Genomic DNA, 15,538 nt, shown 5'->3' on the forward strand with positions numbered 1-15,538 from the left:
CGGGTCCGCCCTGTCCGGTCCCTCTCGGCCTGAGGCGGCGGTGGGATTGGGGGGCAGCCGCTGGCCGCAACCCCTGCACCCAGATCTGCGGGGGGAGCTTGGTTGGGGCGGCCCATGTGGGCGGGAGCGGCCGCTTGTGGCGGATGGCTACCCGCCGCCGGGCCGAATAGGGCTCGAGGGGTGGGAAATCGGTACTGGCAAGACTGGCGGCCTGCGGTGTTGCACACTTGCGAAAACTTGTTATATACTGTGGCAGATTGTGGGGAGAAGTGGGGCGAAGTGGGGAAGTGCGGATAGCCAGCCCCTTGCCCACAGCGGTTTGAGGGTCAGGCATGTTTCTAGGCCAGTTTAGCCACAGTGCGGATGCCAAAGGCCGCCTCACGGTGCCGGTGCGCTTTCGCGCTGGCCTGGCGGCCGGCGCGTACATCACTCAGGGATTCGAACGCAACTTGATGGTTTATACCACGGACAGTTTTGAGCGGCTGGCGAAGCGCGCCAACATGCTCTCGACGACCGACCCCGAGGCCCGCGCCGTCCGACGCATGATTTTTGGCGGCGCGACCGAGGTCGCTCTGGATTCCGTCGGCCGCATCCTGATCCCGCCCTTCCTGCGCGACTTCGCGCAGCTGCAAGACGAGGTGACCGTCGTCGGTGTAGGCGAATACTTCGAAATCTGGAGCACCCAAGCCTGGCTGACGGAGTTGGCCTCGGTGACCAACGCCGAGTCCAACTCCCGCCGGTTCGCGGCCTTCGACTTGTCTGCCGGGTAGGCGATGGCGTCGGTCAGTTCGCCACCGCATATCCCGGTCCTTTACAGGGATGTGCTCTCCGCGCTGCACGTGACCGCGGGCAGCCGTCATATCGACGGGACCCTAGGGGCGGGCGGACATGCCGCCGGAATTCTCGAAGCCAGCGCCCCCGATGGCGAGTTGTTGGGGCTGGATCGGGATCCAGGCGCCCTGGCTGAGGCCGGGCGCCGCCTGACCCGGTTCGCAGGACGGGCTCACCTGCGGCGTGGCTCCTTTGCCGATCTGCGCCACCACGCGGTAGCTATCGGGTGGGGCCAGGTCGATGGCGTTGTGCTCGACCTCGGGGTGTCCTCCATGCAAGTCGACGACCCGGGGCGCGGCTTCAGCTTTCGGGCGGACGGGCCGCTGGATATGCGGTTCGACCCCGAGCAGCCGACCTCGGCCGATGAACTGATCAACACCTGGGAGGAGGAGGCGTTGGCGGAGGTGATCGGGCGCTACGGCGAGGAGCCGTTGGCCGGTCGAGTGGCGAGGGCGATCGTCGCCCGACGGCCGATTCATTCCACCTTGGAGCTCGCCAATGTGATCGCCGCAGCAGTCCGGACCCGGCGCCCTGGCCTGCACCCCGCCACCCGCACCTTCCAGGCATTACGGATCGCGGTGAACCAGGAGCTGCAGGCCTTGGAGCAAGCCCTGCCTCAGGCCGTCGATCTGCTCGCCCCGGGTGGGCGGTTGGTGGTGATCTCCTTCCATTCCCTGGAAGACCGGATCGTGAAGGGCTTCATCCGCCGAGAAAGCCTGGATTGCCTGTGCCCTCCCGATCTGCCCGTGTGCACTTGTGGGCACGTCGCACGGCTGAGGCCGGTGAGCCGCAGGGCGGTCAAGCCGGCCGCCGAGGAAATCGCCAACAATCCCCGGTCCCGCAGCGCTCGCCTACGGAGCGCGGAGCGGCCGGGGGCGGCATGAACCTTGCATGGCAAGAGACGTGCCCCGGGCGAAAGGACGCATGTGACTGCGCGCAAGAAACAAGCCTTCCGCCAGACCCCTTGGCGCCTGCAGCTGCGGGTGACTGGGCGGACCATCCAGGTGACCGTTGTCTTGCTGGTGGTGGCCGGGTTGTACCTGGCCGTCAACGCCCGCTTGGCGGACGCCGGGCGGCAGGTGCTCGTCCTGCAGGAACGCGGCGAGGACCTGCAGCGAGCGAATGCCGAACTCACGGCCGAGTATGCCGAGATGACAAATCCCGCCCGCATGCTGAAGCGAGCCGCGGCGCTGGGCTACAAGCCGGCCGATCCCTACGAGATCTTCTACCTGCAGGTCGAAGGTTACGTCCCGCCGCCGGCCTTCGTCGCCCCCCGGCCGCCGACCACGCGGCTGGAGGGCGCCACCCGGCTTTCGCCGGCCTACACGGAGACTCTGGGTGAATGGATGACCCGCTGGCTGACGCCGGATTAGGTGAGGCGGTCCAGCCCATCCGTCTCTCACGGCCGCGCATCATCTCGATGATGGTGGGCGTCAGCCTGCTTGCCCTCGGGCTGCTCGTTCAACTGGTCCGGGTCCAGTTTGGCCCGTACGCGCCGGTCTTCGCCGACTGGGCTGAGAATTCCGCCGGCCGGCTGGAGCGCCTGGTCCCTGCCCGGGGGAATATCTACGACCGCAACGGCAACCTCCTGGCCACCAACGCCAGCCGTTACATTGCCGAGATCGAGGTCCGGCAGCTCACTTCGCAGAGCCGCAGCGACATCGCCAGCGTCCTGTCCGAGCTGCTGGGCCTGCCATTCGACGACCTCCAGGCTCAGCTCGAAACCGATTGGATCTCGCTCGGCCAGTACCGCACGCGGCTGACCCAGAGGGACGACAAGGGAAAGACCTGGCCGATCAGTGTCGAGAAGGAAGATGCGGAGATCGTGTTCGCTCTGCTGGACGACCCGCTCGGGCCGGACCTCTCTGGCTTGGACTTGGTGCCGGCGCCCCGGCGGGTGTACCCGGCGGGCACTCTGGCGGGTCACCTTCTAGGCTTCGTCAACCAGGAAGGCAAGGGGTTTTTTGGCGTCGAGGGCTACTACGACGAATGGCTGGCGGGCCGGCCGCTGACGATTGAGCGGCCGATCATCCCGCCCGAAGCCCGGGTTGCGCCCGACCCGCCGGCCGGGGTCAATCTCGTGCTGACGATCGACTCCGGGATCCAGCAGGCCGCCGAGATCGCTCTGGAAGAGGCCATCGACGACAGCGAGGCCGAGTCCGGACAGGTCATCGTCATGGATCCACGCAACGGCGAGATCCTGGCGATGGCGGCCTGGCCGGCTCTCAATCCCAATGACTACGATGCGTGGCTGCCTGGCGGCGAGGGCCCCGGGAACCAGGCCGAAAAGACTGACAAAGAAAAGGATCAGGCCGCGGAAGGGCAGGACGACGCCAAGCAGGACGACGAGGAGCCGGTGATCACCCCCGGTGTCGCAGGCCAGTTCGAGCCCGGCTCGACCTTCAAGGTGCTGACGATGGCCGCCGCCCTGGATGCTGGGGTCGTGACCCCGCTCGAGCAGTTCGTCGACACCGGAGAGATCGAGGTTGGCGGGCACACGATCCGCAACTGGGACGGTCGCGGCTATGGGCCGGTCGACATGATCGGCTGCCTGCGCTACTCGCTCAATGTCTGCCTGGCCCACGTGGCAGCCCGTGAGCTTGGGGCTTCGTTGTTCTACGACTACATGACCGCCTTCGGCATCGGGCAGATCACGGGAACCGACCTGGCCGGGGAAATCCCTGGCAAGCTGCGCACGCCCCGCGATCCCCAGTGGACCGAGTCGGATCTGGGGACCAACTCCTTTGGCCAGGGGGTATCCCTGTCGGCGATCCAGCTGTTGGCGGCGGTCAGCGCCATCGCCAACGACGGATTCATGGTGCAGCCGCATATCGTGCGCCAGGTCGTTGGCCCTCAGGGGGTGTTCGCCCCCAAGACCACCGTGCTCGGACAGCCGATTTCCACCGATACGGCGCGCCTGCTGACCGAGATGCTCGCGATTTCGCTAGAGGGCGAAACCAGCCACGCCAGCCTGCCGGGCTACCGCATCGCCGGCAAGACCGGCACGGCGCAAATCGCAAGGGAATACGGCTACGATCCCCGCTGGACCATTGCTTCCTTCATCGGCTGGGGCCCGCTGCCCAATCCGCGCTTCATGATCCTGGTCCGGCTGGACAAGCCGGTGAGCTCGCCTTGGGGCTCCGTCGTGGCTGCGCCTGTCTTCCAGGAGCTGGCCGAACGCGTGGTTGTTCTGCTCAACCTCCCACCCGATCCGGCGGTGATGCCGATCGCCGGAGGCGGGTAGCGGTGGGCCGATGTTGACGCTCGGAATCGTGCTCGAAGCTCTGACGGGCCGGGCTTTCCCGGAGGTGGGGCAGGTCATCACCGATGCGGCGGTGGACTCGCGGCTGGTGATCCCCGGATCGCTGTTCGTGGCACTCCCTGGAGAACATGCCGACGGACACAACTACGTGACGGGTGCCTTCGAGCGCGGGGCGATCGTGGCCGTGATAGAGAAGGACCTGCCCGGCGCCTTCGATGTGCTTGATCTGCGGGGCGGGGCGGCACCGACCCTCCCATCCGAGATTGGCCTCCCGCTTTGCCTGCGGGTCGACAGCAGCCTGCTGGCGCTGCAGGCGGCGGCAGCCCACTGGCGCTCACGACTGCCCACCCGGGTGATCGGAGTGACGGGAAGCGTGGGCAAGTCGACCACCAAGGAACTGATTGCAGACATCCTAGACGAGCGCTTCCGGACACTGAAGAACCCTGGCAATCAGAACAACGAGATCGGCCTGCCGCTGAGCCTTCTGCGCTTGAGCGAGGCCCATGAGCGAGCCGTGCTTGAGATGGGCTTCTACGTTCCGGGGGAAATCGCCCTGCTGTGCGAGCTGGCCCGGCCGGCCGTCGGGGTGATCACCAATATCAGCCAGGTACACCTTGAGCGGGCTGGGAACCTGCAGGCCATCATCGACGGCAAGGCAGAGCTCGTCGAGAGCTTGCCGGCAGGGCCCGGCAGTGCGGCGATCCTCAACTTCGATGACCCGCTGGTGCGGCCGATGGCCGCTCGCACCCCGGCCGAGGTCATGTTCTACGGCCTCTCCCCCGAGGCCGACCTGTGGGCGGACGAGGTCGAGAGCCTGGGCTTGGAGGGAGTCCGCTTCACGCTCCATTACAGGGGAGATCACATCCACATACGGGTGCCCCTGCTGGGCCGGCATTCGGTGCATACGGCGCTGCGGGCGGCCGCCGTCGGGCTGACCGAGGGCCTGCGCTGGGACGAGATCGTGCACGGCCTGCAGGCCACCCAGAGCCAGCTGCGGCTGGTCGCGGTGCAGGGGCCGCGCGGCTCGCTGATCATCGACGACACCTACAACGCCGCTCCGCCTTCGGTGATCGCCGCCCTCAATCTTCTGGGCGACCTCGAAGGCCGGCACACCGCCGTGCTCGGCGACATGCTGGAGCTGGGCGAGTACGAAGAGGAGGGGCACCGGATCGTGGGGATGCGGGCTGCCGGCGTCGTGGATGAACTGGTGACCGTCGGCGAACGCGCTCGCTGGATCGCCGACGAAGCCGGTCGATCCGGCCTGTCCCGCTCTCGGATTGTCCAGCTCGAAAGCAGCCAGGCTGCGGTCGACTACCTGCTGCCTCGAATCGGCGATGGCGATGTGATCCTGGTCAAGGGGTCACGCGGGATGCATCTGGACCTGATCGTTGCCGGACTGGAGAGCCTGTCGTGAGCGAGATGGCGGTGGCCCTGTCCCTGGGCGGCATCACCTTTCTGCTGACGGTGATCTGGGGCGGGCCGATGATCCGCATCATGCGCATGCTGAAGATCGGCAAGCAGATCCGGATCGAAGGTCCCCAACGCCACATCACCAAGCTGGGCACCCCGACGATGGGGGGGTGGATGTTCATCATCCCGGTCCTGATGATCACTGTCGTGCTCAACCTGGTGTCGATCGTCAGCGACCTGGACGTGCTCGGGCGGGCCGTGCTGCTGCCGCTGATGGTGATGGTTGCCTTTGGCGTGCTTGGGGCGATCGATGACTGGGAAGGCGTGCGCGGGCAGCGGCGCGGAATGGGCATGTCAGCGCGCATGAAGTTCTTTTGGCAGATCGTGATCGCCTTGATAGCTGCCGTGGCGCTCAAGTACGGCCTGCGGGCCCCGGACCTGTTCATCCCCAACTACCCGGCCGAGATCGACCTGGGGTTTTGGTACATCCCGTTCGCCGTGTTCATCATCGTCTCCGGGACGAATGCTGTGAACCTGACGGACGGACTCGATGGGTTGGCCGGATTAATCGCCGCCACGGCGTTCGCTGCCTACGGGGTCATCGCCATGCTGCTGGGGCAGGTATTCCTGATGCGCTTCTGCTTCACCCTGGTGGGGGCGGTGTTCGCCTTCCTCTGGTACAACGTCCACCCCGCCGAGCTCTTCATGGGGGACACCGGATCGCTCTCGCTCGGCGCCACGCTGGCCGTAGTGGCGTTGATGACCGGCCGCGCCATCCTGCTTCCGGTCATCGCCATCATCCCGGTCAGCGTCACCCTGAGCGTCATCCTGCAGATCGGCTACTTCAAGCTCACCAAGGGGCGTCGCCTGTTCAAGATGGCGCCTTTGCAGCATCACTTCGAACTCATTGGATGGAGCGAAACCCAGGTGGTGCAGCGATTCTGGCTCGTCAACCTGCTGGCGGTCATGGTCGGCGTTGCCCTGGCCTTGCTCCGAGGAGAGTGAGATGCGCGTCGGAATGCTCTGGTTTGACGACAGCAATCGGACCCTGCCGGAAAAAGTCGAGCGGGCAGGAAGCTTCTACCGCGAGAAGTTCGGCCGCAGCCCGAACCTGTGCCTGGTGAATCCCGAGTCGTGCGACATCAAGGAAGGCGTGTTCGCCGGCGTGGAGCTGCGCCAGGCGCGCATGGTGCTTCCCGGCCATCTGTGGATCGGTGTGGACGAGGAGGCTGCCCCCAAGCCCGCCGAAGTCCCCCGGCCGGGTCGCCGCAGCTCGAAGCGATCGAAGGCCAGGGTCGTGGGCGAACTCCGTCTGCCGCTGTTCGCCGACGAGCCTGCTGCCTGATGGAGGCTGGGTGCGCGACTGGAAGGGGCTGCGGGTAGTGGTGCTCGGTCTGGCCCGTCAGGGCAAAGCCGCCGCTCGGTTTTTCTCTGAGCACGGGGCTCAGGTGGTCGCCAGCGATCTCAAACCGCTGGACGATCTTCGCCCGGCGTGCGAAGAGCTGGCCGGGCTGCCGATCGAGTTCGTGCTGGGAGGCCATCCGCCCGGGCTGCTGGCGGGAGCCGACCTGTTGTGCCTATCCGGCGGGGTTCCCGCCGATCTGCCGCTGGCACAGCAGGCCCGGGCCGCTGGCGTCGGCCTGACCAACGATGCCCAGGTGTTCTTGGACGCCTGCCCGGCCCGGACCATCGGCATCACGGGCTCGGCAGGCAAGACAACCACCACGGCGCTGGTCGGGCGGATGGCCGAGCACCACCTGGCCGGGAGTGGCGCCAGGGCATGGGTCGGCGGCAACATCGGCCGGCCTCTCCTGGCAGTCCTGCCGGAAATCCAGCCGAACGACTGGGTGGTGCAGGAGCTCTCCTCCTTCCAGTTGGAACTGATGACGGCCAGCGTGCATGTGGCCGCCGTCCTCAACGTCACACCTAACCACCTGGATCGGCACCATACGATGCAGGCCTACACCGAGGCCAAGGCGCGGCTGCTCGGGCACCAGGAGGCATCCGGCACGGCCGTGCTGTGTCGAGAGGACTTAGGCTCATGGGCTTTGCGGGACCGGGTACGCGGTGAACTGATCGCTTTCGGCCGTGATGACCATGAACTAGACGGCACCTTTGTCGCCGACGGCGGAGTTTGCCTGCGGCGGCACGGGCGCCTGCTCCGGCTGTTGCCGCTCAGCGATATTCGGCTGCGCGGTGAGCACAACCTGCTGAATGTCCTCGCGGCTTGCGCCGTGGCGGCAGCGGCGGAGTTGTCGGCCGAGGCGATGGCGGCCGCCGTGCGCGCGTTCGAAGGCGTGCCGCACCGGCTGGAATTCGTCCGCCGCCTGGGCGGCGCGGACTGGTACAACGACTCCATCGGCACCGCGCCCGAGCGGGCCATGGCCGCGATTCGCGCCTTTGACGAGCCGATCGTGCTGCTGGCCGGCGGGCGCGACAAGGATCTGCCCTGGGACTCGTTCGCCGACGTGGTCAGCCAGCGCGTTGACCACCTGGTGCTGTTTGGAGAGGCGGCCGACAAGGTGGGGCGGGCGGTGCAGGCCGCCATGGCTCGCCAGGCCACGCCTCGGCCGGAGAGCATCGACCGCTGCCAGACGCTGGCCCAAGCGGTGCAGGCCGCCGCCCGACGGGCCGAAGCGGGGGATGTTGTCCTTCTCTCGCCGGGAGGGACATCCTTCGACGAGTTCCCGGACTTCGAAGCTCGGGGAGGGGCCTTCCGGTCCCTGGTGCAGGCGCTGTGATGCAGGCCGCAACCCGAGTCAAGCCCGCCCCGTCCACCCGGTCGTCCAGGCCTCCCGGCGCCGGACGCGGCCGGCTGCTGGGCATGGATCTGTGGATGCTGGCCCTGGTGTTCGTCATGATCGCCTTCGGGCTGGTGATGGTGTACTCGGCTAGTTGGGATGTTTCCTTCCGGCTTCACGGGGACGCCAGTGCCCTGTTCCGCCGGCAGCTGGGGAATCTGGCCATCGGCCTGCTGGCTATGGCCCTGACGGCCTGGATGCCGATCCGTTGGCTGCGCTGGCTGGCGGTGCCGATCCTGGGCGTCAGCATGCTGGCCCTGCTGCTGGTTCTGCTGGTCAACTCCGGCGACGGCCCGCGCCGGGCCATCCTCGGGGGCTCGATCCAGCCCTCCGAGATGGCCAAGCTGGCGGTGATCATCTATCTGGCGGTGTGGATGGAGTCGAAGGGGAACCGGCTCTCCGAATGGGGTTACGGATTCATCCCTCTGCTGATGCTGGTGGCGGTGGTCGACAGCCTGATCCTGCTGCAGCCGGATCTGAGCGCGGTCCTGACCGTCGCCATTGTCGCCCTGGTGATGTTCTTTCTGGCGGGCGCCCGGATCTCGCAGGCATTGTTCATTTCGGTAGGCGGGGCGTTTGTCGGCTACCTGCTGGTGCGAATCACCAACACCGGTCGAGTACGCTGGGCGGACTATATGTCGGGATTGATCGACATCGAGCAGGCGTCCTACCATGTCCAACACGCGCTGCAGGCCTTCTATGCGGGGGGCATTCTCGGGCGCGGCCTGGGGGCGAGCCGGGAGAAGTTCGGGCTGTTGCCCGCGCCCCATACGGACAGCATCTACGCCGTCATCGGCGAAGAACTCGGTCTGATCGGGGCTTTGTTCGTGCTCGTCCTGTTCTGGTTGTTTCTGTGGCGCGGCTTCAAAGTCGCCATGGACGCTCCGGATCGTCTGACGATGCTGCTGGTGAGCGGCGTCACCGTGTGGATCGCGGTTGAGGCCCTGGTCAACATGTCGGTGCTGCTTGGCCTGTTGCCGTTCGCCGGCAATGCGCTCCCCTTCTTCAGCTACGGAGGATCGAGCCTGGTCGTCACCCTGACCGGCACCGGCTTTCTCTTAAACGCCGCTCGCAGGAAGAGCGTGGAGGTTCAAGCGAAGACGTATGTCTCGCCTGTTGGTATCGGCTGGCGGAACCGGCGGAGGCGTGTATCCCGCCTTGGCCATAATCGCCGAACTCGATCGGAGCGTTGACGTGCTCTGGGTGGGATCCGAGGGAGGCATGGAGGCTTCCCTGGTCGAGCGCGCCGGCGTGCGCTTTGTGAGCGTCCCGGCAGCGGGCGTGCATGGCGTGGGCTGGCGGGCGCTGCCCGGTAACCTGCTGCAGCTCGCCCGGGGTGTCGCCGCGGCGCGGCGCGTGTTGGCGGAGTACCGGCCGCAGGCGCTGCTGCTGACCGGCGGGTATGTCGGTGTGCCTGTGGCACTGGCCGCGCGGCGGGTCCCGAAGCTGGTGTATGTCCCGGACATTGAACCAGGCCAGGCGCTGAAGCTGATGGCCCGCCTCGCCGATCGCCTGGCCGTGACGGCTGACGAGAGCCTTCCCCGGCTTCCTCGCCGGAGCCGGGCACGAGTGACGGGCTATCCCACCCGGCCGGACCTGCGGGGGGTGGACCGCGACCAGGCCAAGCGGCACTTCGGCCTCGACCCGGCAATTCCTACGCTGTTGGTGTTTGGCGGCAGCAAGGGCGCCCTTTCGTTGAATGAGGCGCTATGGGGATGCCTCTCCGAGATGCTCAGAATCTCCCAAGTAGTGCACATCACCGGCTCGCTCGACTGGCCGCGAACCGAAGCCCAACAGCGCCAGCTGGGGGCCGAGCTGGGGTCGCGGTACCACGCCTTCGCCTACTTGCACGATGAGATGGCACTGGCACTGGCGGCGGCCGATCTGGCGGTGGCCCGCGCCGGGGCTGCCACGCTGGGTGAGCTGCCGCTCTTCGGCCTGCCCGGAGTGCTGGTTCCGTATCCCCATGCCTGGCGCTACCAGAAGGTGAATGCCGAGTACCTGGCGGCGAGAGGCGGCGCCATTCGAATCGATGACGCCGACCTGGCGAGCCGCATGCTTCCCGTCGTGGGCGATCTGCTGAGCGACCCGGAGCGGCTCGAACGCATGCGCCGATCCATGCGCCAGCTGGCCCGTCCTCAGGCGGCGGCTGAGATCGCCGCCGAAGTCAAACACCTGCTGGCGGAGGACGGTGCCCGTGGTTAGCCTGCTGGTGCTGTTCTGGGTGTTTGTGGTTCTGTTCGCGGTGATCGGGGCCATGCGCGGCTGGTCGAAGGAAGTGCTGGTCACGAGTGCCCTGGTGTTGGCGCTATTCCTCAACGCCATCCTGAGTCACTATGTCACCTTCTACCAGAACTTGCTGGCCGGCGAATCGCCCGCCACCCAGCTGACGCTTCTGGCGTTGCCGGTGCTGGTGCTGGCGTTTGCCGGCTATCAGTCGCCCCGCCTGACGGCGCTACAAGGCAAGCTGGCTCGCGAACGCATCGAGGGCATTCTGCTCGGGCTGGTGATCGGGGTTCTCAACGGCTACCTGCTGGCGGGATCCCTGCTGTACTACCTACACGTGACAGGCTATCCCACAGAGCTGGTCACGCCGCCCGCCGAGGGGAGCGAATTGGCGGCTCAGCTACAGGCAATGATGGCCTACATGCCGCCGGCGCTGTTGACTATTCCGTATGTGTATTTCGCCGCAGCTGCCATTTCGATCCTGATCATCGTCGTGTTCGTATGAAGCGCAGGTTTCATTTGGTGGGGATTGGCGGAGCGGGCATGTCGGCCATCGCCCGGATACTGGCAGAACAAGGGGAGAGCGTGACCGGATCGGATCAGACCGTCTCGGTGTATTCCCAGGGACTGGAAGCCCTGGGCGTGCCAATCGCCTACGGCCATCGGGCTGAGAACATCGCCGGCGCCGACGTGCTGCTCGTGTCATCGGCGATCCCGGCCGGAAACCCCGAGCTGGCCGCCGCCCTCGAGGCCGGCCTGCCAGTCATGCGCCGCGAGCGCTTCCTGGCCGAGCTGACGGCCCCGTACCAGGTGATCGCCGCCGCCGGGACGCATGGCAAGACCACCACCACCGGCCTGATCGCCTGGATTCTGTCCGAAGCCGGACTGGATCCCAGCTTCATCGTCGGCGGCGTGCTGCTGGATTTCGGAAGCAACGCCCATGCGGGATCGGGGAAGGCCTTCGTCATCGAGGCCGATGAATATGACCGCGCCTTCCTCGGCCTTCATCCCGATGTAGCCGTCGTGACCAGCGTCGAGCATGATCATCCGGACTGCTTCCCCACCCCCGAGTCCTTCCGGGCCGCCTTCCAGGAATTCGCGGCTCAGGTCGAGCGGACCCTGATCGTATGTGCGGATGACCCGGCAGCCCTGGCGCTGGAGAGCTCGGCCCGGCGGGTCAGCTACGGGCTTTCGCCTGAGGCCGATTGGCATGCCGAGGAGATCCGCCCCAACGGCGTCGGAGGCAGTGACTTCCTCGTGCTTCGCGGGTCTGAGGTCGTCGGCTTGGTGCGAACCCGCCTGCCCGGAGACCACAACGTGCGCAACACCCTGGCCGCGCTGGCGGTCGCCGATGACCTGGGGGTGCCCTTCGCCATGGCGCGCCAGGCCCTGACCGGCTACCGGGGCGCCAGCCGGCGCAGCGAAGTCATCGGACAGGAGGGCGGGGTGGTTGTGGTGGATGACTACGCCCACCATCCGTCGGAGATCCGGGCGACCCTCTCCGGCCTGCGCCAACGCTACCCCGAGCGCAGCCTGTGGGCGGTCTTCCAGCCGCACACCTATTCAAGGGTGCGGGCGTTGCTAGCCGACTTCGCGGCCTGCTTCAGCCTGGCGGATCATGTGCGAATCACCGACATCTTTCCCGCCCGCGAGCAGCCAGACGGGGTCACGACCGGCCCCAGCCTGGCCGAGAGTATCCGCCATCCGGATTGCCGTTACAGCGGAGCGCTCGAGGAGAGCGCTCGCGCCTTGATCGCCGAAGTCAAGTCGAACAGCGTCGTCGTCACCTTGAGTGCGGGGGACGGCAATGTGATTGGGAAGATGTTGTTGGAGGCGCTGCGCCAGAGGGAAGGAGGCCAATATGCCGAAGGATAACCGCCGATTGTTCGAGACCGACCGACGCATGGAGTTCAAGTTGCGCCTGGCGGCCAAGAAGGCGTCTGCCGCGGGGCAGGCGACCGTGGCCGCGCTCGAGTTGGACGGGCCGCCGGATCGGCAGGTGCTGTCCAAGTTGATCGAGAGGGTGCGTCGGCTGTAATGCCCCCATGGGACGCCGAGACGATCGCCCGCGCCCTGAAGGCCGAGGACTTCGGCCAGGTCGAACGCCAGGCCTCGCTCCGGCGCTACGCCGCGGCCAGGGTAGGGGGTCGGGCCGACGTGTTGCTCACGGTCCGGTCGTCCGAGAAGCTGGGAGGCGCGGCTGCATGGTTGTGGGCCCAGGCGATCGCCTTCCGTGTCCTGGGGGGCGGGTCGAATGTCCTGGTCTCCGATGCCGGGGTGCGCGAGGTGGTGGTCTTGAACAAGGCAGCTGAGGTTCGCTTCCTCGACCGGCCGAGCGGGCCGGCCGTCTGGGCCGAGTCGGGCGCCGGTTTGGGAAGCGTCGCTCGCCGGGCCGTCGAGCGCGGTCTGTCCGGCCTCGAGTGGGCTGGCACCGTTCCGGGAACCGTGGGAGGGGCGGTGGTCGGGAACGCCGGAGCTTTCGGCGGGGATATTGCCGGGAGCCTGGAGGCGGCCGAGATCTTGCAACCCGCGCGCAGCGCCGAGTCCTGGCCGGCCGAGCGGCTGGCCTATCGCTATCGTGGTTCCTGGCTGAAGGATCATCCCGGCCGGGCTGTTGTGCTCTCGGCTTCCGTCCGCCTCCAGACCGGGGATCGCCAGGCCTGCCGGAGGCGCCTGGCGGGGTACGTGGAGCAGCGAAAGCGGACGCAGGCTGCCGGCCCCAGCTGGGGATCGATGTTCAAGAACCCGCCGGGCGATCATGCCGGCCGGCTGATCGAGGCGGCGGGGCTGAAAGGGGTGCAGCGAGGCGGGGCGCAGATCAGCCCAGTCCACGCCAACTTCTTCGTCAATCAGGGCGGGGCCTCGGCGGCGGAGGTCTGGGACTTGATCCAGCTCGCCCGGAGCGAGGTGGCGCGGAAGTTCGGCATCGAGCTGGAGCTCGAGATCGAGCGTTTCGGCGACTGGAGTCAGTCTGAGGGAGAGGCGGGCGTTTGATGGCAGCCAAGAAGCTGCGGATCCTGGTCCTGTTCGGCGGGCGCTCAGGAGAGCATGAGGTCTCCTTGCGCTCGGCGCGCTCGGTGCTCTCCCAACTCGATGCTGACAAGTACGATGTCTTGCCTGTGGGGGTTACTCATGAGGGACGCTGGTTCGCCGGCGAAGACGTCCTGGCGCGATTCGAGCGGCGGGAAATGGCAGGCCTGGTTCCAGTCGCCTTTGTGGCTGAGCCCGGGAACTGGAACCTGTATCACTGGGAACTGGGCAAGCCGCTGAGCATTCACCAGCCGTCGGACCTGGTCTTCCCGCTGATCCACGGGACCTTCGGTGAGGACGGAACGCTGCAAGGTTTGTTGGACCTGATGGAAATCCCGTACGTCAGCGGCGGCGTGCTGGCCTCCTCGGTGGGCATGGACAAGGGAATCTTTAAGGATGTCATGCGCTCGCACGGCGTGCCGGTTGTCGACGGGGTGATTGTGACCGGAGCCCAGATCGCCGACGACCTCCAGGCTGTGCTGGCTGCCTGTGAGGCCTTGGGACCCTATCCACTGTTCACCAAGCCCGCCAACCTGGGGTCCTCGGTAGGGATCACCAAGTGCCGCGGCCGGAGCGACTTAGTCGAAGGATTGATGGACGCCGCCCGTTACGACCGACGGGTTCTCATCGAGCAAGGAATCGACGGGCGCGAGATCGAAGTCAGCGTGCTGGGTAACGACGATCCCGATGCCTCCGTCCCGGGTGAGGTGATCCCCGGAGACGAGTTCTACTCCTACCGCGCCAAGTACATGGATGACACCTCTCGCCTGGTCATTCCGGCCGAGCTCGAGCAGGGCTTGGCCGACGAGATCCGCCACCTGGCGGTGCAGGCTTTCAAGGCGGTGGACGGCGCCGGGATGGCCCGGGCCGATTTTCTGATTGAGCGCGGCACGAACGCCATCTACCTGAATGAGGTCAACACCCTTCCGGGGTTCACCAGCATCAGCATGTACCCGAAGCTTTGGGAGGCGAGCGGGGTTCCATACCCGGTGTTGCTGGATCGCCTGATCGCCCTCGCTCTTGAGCGGCACGAGGAGAAGCGGCGCTTGATCCGCCGCTACGAGGCCTAGCATGTCGATCTCCAGCCGGGTCTTGGGAGGAGGCAAACCGCGCGCTCGCCGCGTCCGGGCCCAGCGCGCCCGTATGGCGTTCGCCACCGATGCCGTCCTGCCGGAGCCGCGCCGTCGCCCGGCCCAGCGCCGGGCGCGCAAGCGCTACGAAGTGTCTGTGCCCAATCGGCTGGGCGCCGGTGTGCAGCTGCCCTCGGTCCCGGTCGTGCGCCCCGGCCCGCGCCTGCTGTCGGCGCTGATGCTGGCGTTGGTTGTCCTGGGTGGGTCGCGGCTGGTAGGTGCTCCCCAGTTCATGGTTGGCGAGGCCGAGGTCAACCAGACGCTGATGCTTCCCGACCAGCTGATCCGGTCGCTGATCGGGGTCGATCGCCGGTCGATCTTCCTGGCGGACCCGCAGGCCATTCGGGCGCGGCTGGAATTGCAGCCTGAGATCTCCCGAGCCGAAGTCTCCGTCAAGTGGCCGAACCGGGTGGTGGTGGGCATCCAAGAACGACACCCGATACTCGAGTGGAATGACGCCGGGCGCGTGTGGTGGGTGAGCTCGGAAGGGATCGGCTATCTGGCGCATGGCTCGTGGCCGGGCCTGATCAAGGTCTCCAGTCGCAAGCCAATGCTGACCATCTCGCCCGACCCGCTGGCGCCGGTTGTGGCCCCCGAGATCCTGCGGGCGGCGGGCGTGCTCAGCGCCCAGCTGCCGGCCGAGGTCGGGCTGATCTACAACCAGGACCGGGGACTGGGCTTCGAGGATTCCCGGGGCTGGAAGGCGTACTTCGGCCTCGATGGGGACCTAGTTCTGAAGTACCGCCTGCATGAACGCATCGCCGAGGCCCTGCAGGCTCAGGGCATACAACCTGCAATGGTAAGCGTCGAGGATCTCGGCGCGCCGTACTACGAGGAGTCGAGGTAGC

Annotated in this window: 16 protein-coding genes; all 16 read left to right on the forward strand. The window is 66.8% G+C overall.

Going from position 1 to position 15,538, the window contains the following annotated elements:
* The first annotated feature begins 332 nt into the window (after nucleotides 1-332).
* Genes mraZ through MUO23_02625 form a run of 16 tightly spaced genes read left to right on the forward strand, consistent with a single transcriptional unit; the run spans nucleotide 333 to nucleotide 15,537 of the window.
* Nucleotides 333-770 (forward strand): division/cell wall cluster transcriptional repressor MraZ, encoded by a 438-nt coding sequence (gene mraZ / locus MUO23_02550; GenBank protein MCJ7511833.1) that lies wholly within the window; start codon nucleotides 333-335, stop codon nucleotides 768-770.
* Between the two features lie 3 nt (nucleotides 771-773).
* The gene (gene rsmH, locus MUO23_02555) at nucleotides 774-1,715 is read left to right on the forward strand and encodes a 16S rRNA (cytosine(1402)-N(4))-methyltransferase RsmH (GenBank protein MCJ7511834.1); all 942 of its coding nucleotides are present in this window, start codon (nucleotides 774-776) and stop codon (nucleotides 1,713-1,715) included.
* Nucleotides 1,716-1,757: 42 nt separating this feature from the next.
* A complete protein-coding gene (locus tag MUO23_02560) occupies nucleotides 1,758-2,204 on the forward strand; it encodes a hypothetical protein (GenBank protein ID MCJ7511835.1) in 447 nt (148 codons plus the stop codon).
* The gene (locus tag MUO23_02565) at nucleotides 2,174-4,075 is read left to right on the forward strand and encodes a penicillin-binding protein 2 (protein MCJ7511836.1); all 1,902 of its coding nucleotides are present in this window, start codon (nucleotides 2,174-2,176) and stop codon (nucleotides 4,073-4,075) included. Before MUO23_02560 ends, MUO23_02565 begins: the two co-directional genes overlap by 31 nt.
* A gap of 10 nt (nucleotides 4,076-4,085) precedes the next feature.
* Nucleotides 4,086-5,507: a UDP-N-acetylmuramoyl-tripeptide--D-alanyl-D-alanine ligase gene (locus MUO23_02570; protein ID MCJ7511837.1), complete on the forward strand. Its 1,422-nt coding sequence runs from the start codon at nucleotides 4,086-4,088 to the stop codon at nucleotides 5,505-5,507.
* Nucleotides 5,508-5,512: 5 nt separating this feature from the next.
* A complete protein-coding gene (mraY, locus tag MUO23_02575) occupies nucleotides 5,513-6,508 on the forward strand; it encodes a phospho-N-acetylmuramoyl-pentapeptide-transferase (GenBank protein MCJ7511838.1) in 996 nt (331 codons plus the stop codon).
* Nucleotide 6,509: 1 nt separating this feature from the next.
* Nucleotides 6,510-6,848, forward strand: a complete 339-nt coding sequence (locus MUO23_02580; GenBank protein ID MCJ7511839.1) for a hypothetical protein — start codon at nucleotides 6,510-6,512, stop codon at nucleotides 6,846-6,848.
* 10 nt (nucleotides 6,849-6,858) lie between these two features.
* Nucleotides 6,859-8,244 carry a UDP-N-acetylmuramoyl-L-alanine--D-glutamate ligase gene (murD, locus tag MUO23_02585; protein MCJ7511840.1) on the forward strand — a complete coding sequence of 462 codons (1,386 nt, stop codon included), beginning with the start codon at nucleotides 6,859-6,861 and terminating at the stop codon, nucleotides 8,242-8,244.
* Complete coding sequence (locus MUO23_02590; protein MCJ7511841.1) at nucleotides 8,244-9,497, forward strand: putative lipid II flippase FtsW; 1,254 nt, start codon at nucleotides 8,244-8,246, stop codon at nucleotides 9,495-9,497. Before murD ends, MUO23_02590 begins: the two co-directional genes overlap by 1 nt.
* Nucleotides 9,463-10,509 carry a UDP-N-acetylglucosamine--N-acetylmuramyl-(pentapeptide) pyrophosphoryl-undecaprenol N-acetylglucosamine transferase gene (locus MUO23_02595; GenBank protein MCJ7511842.1) on the forward strand — a complete coding sequence of 349 codons (1,047 nt, stop codon included), beginning with the start codon at nucleotides 9,463-9,465 and terminating at the stop codon, nucleotides 10,507-10,509. Before MUO23_02590 ends, MUO23_02595 begins: the two co-directional genes overlap by 35 nt.
* Complete coding sequence (locus MUO23_02600; GenBank protein ID MCJ7511843.1) at nucleotides 10,496-11,035, forward strand: hypothetical protein; 540 nt, start codon at nucleotides 10,496-10,498, stop codon at nucleotides 11,033-11,035. The genes MUO23_02595 and MUO23_02600 overlap by 14 nt, the downstream gene beginning before the upstream one ends.
* A gap of 38 nt (nucleotides 11,036-11,073) precedes the next feature.
* Complete coding sequence (gene murC / locus MUO23_02605) at nucleotides 11,074-12,405, forward strand: UDP-N-acetylmuramate--L-alanine ligase (protein MCJ7511844.1); 1,332 nt, start codon at nucleotides 11,074-11,076, stop codon at nucleotides 12,403-12,405.
* Nucleotides 12,392-12,568: a hypothetical protein gene (locus MUO23_02610; GenBank protein MCJ7511845.1), complete on the forward strand. Its 177-nt coding sequence runs from the start codon at nucleotides 12,392-12,394 to the stop codon at nucleotides 12,566-12,568. The genes murC and MUO23_02610 overlap by 14 nt, the downstream gene beginning before the upstream one ends.
* The gene (murB, locus tag MUO23_02615; GenBank protein ID MCJ7511846.1) at nucleotides 12,568-13,524 is read left to right on the forward strand and encodes a UDP-N-acetylmuramate dehydrogenase; all 957 of its coding nucleotides are present in this window, start codon (nucleotides 12,568-12,570) and stop codon (nucleotides 13,522-13,524) included. The genes MUO23_02610 and murB overlap by 1 nt, the downstream gene beginning before the upstream one ends.
* Nucleotides 13,524-14,630 (forward strand): D-alanine--D-alanine ligase, encoded by a 1,107-nt coding sequence (locus tag MUO23_02620; protein MCJ7511847.1) that lies wholly within the window; start codon nucleotides 13,524-13,526, stop codon nucleotides 14,628-14,630. Before murB ends, MUO23_02620 begins: the two co-directional genes overlap by 1 nt.
* 1 nt (nucleotide 14,631) lies before the next feature.
* Nucleotides 14,632-15,537: an FtsQ-type POTRA domain-containing protein gene (locus MUO23_02625; protein MCJ7511848.1), complete on the forward strand. Its 906-nt coding sequence runs from the start codon at nucleotides 14,632-14,634 to the stop codon at nucleotides 15,535-15,537.
* The last annotated feature ends 1 nt before the right edge of the window (nucleotide 15,538 follow it).

This window comes from Anaerolineales bacterium, from assembly GCA_022866145.1.
GTDB lineage: Bacteria > Chloroflexota > Anaerolineae > Anaerolineales > E44-bin32 > PFL42.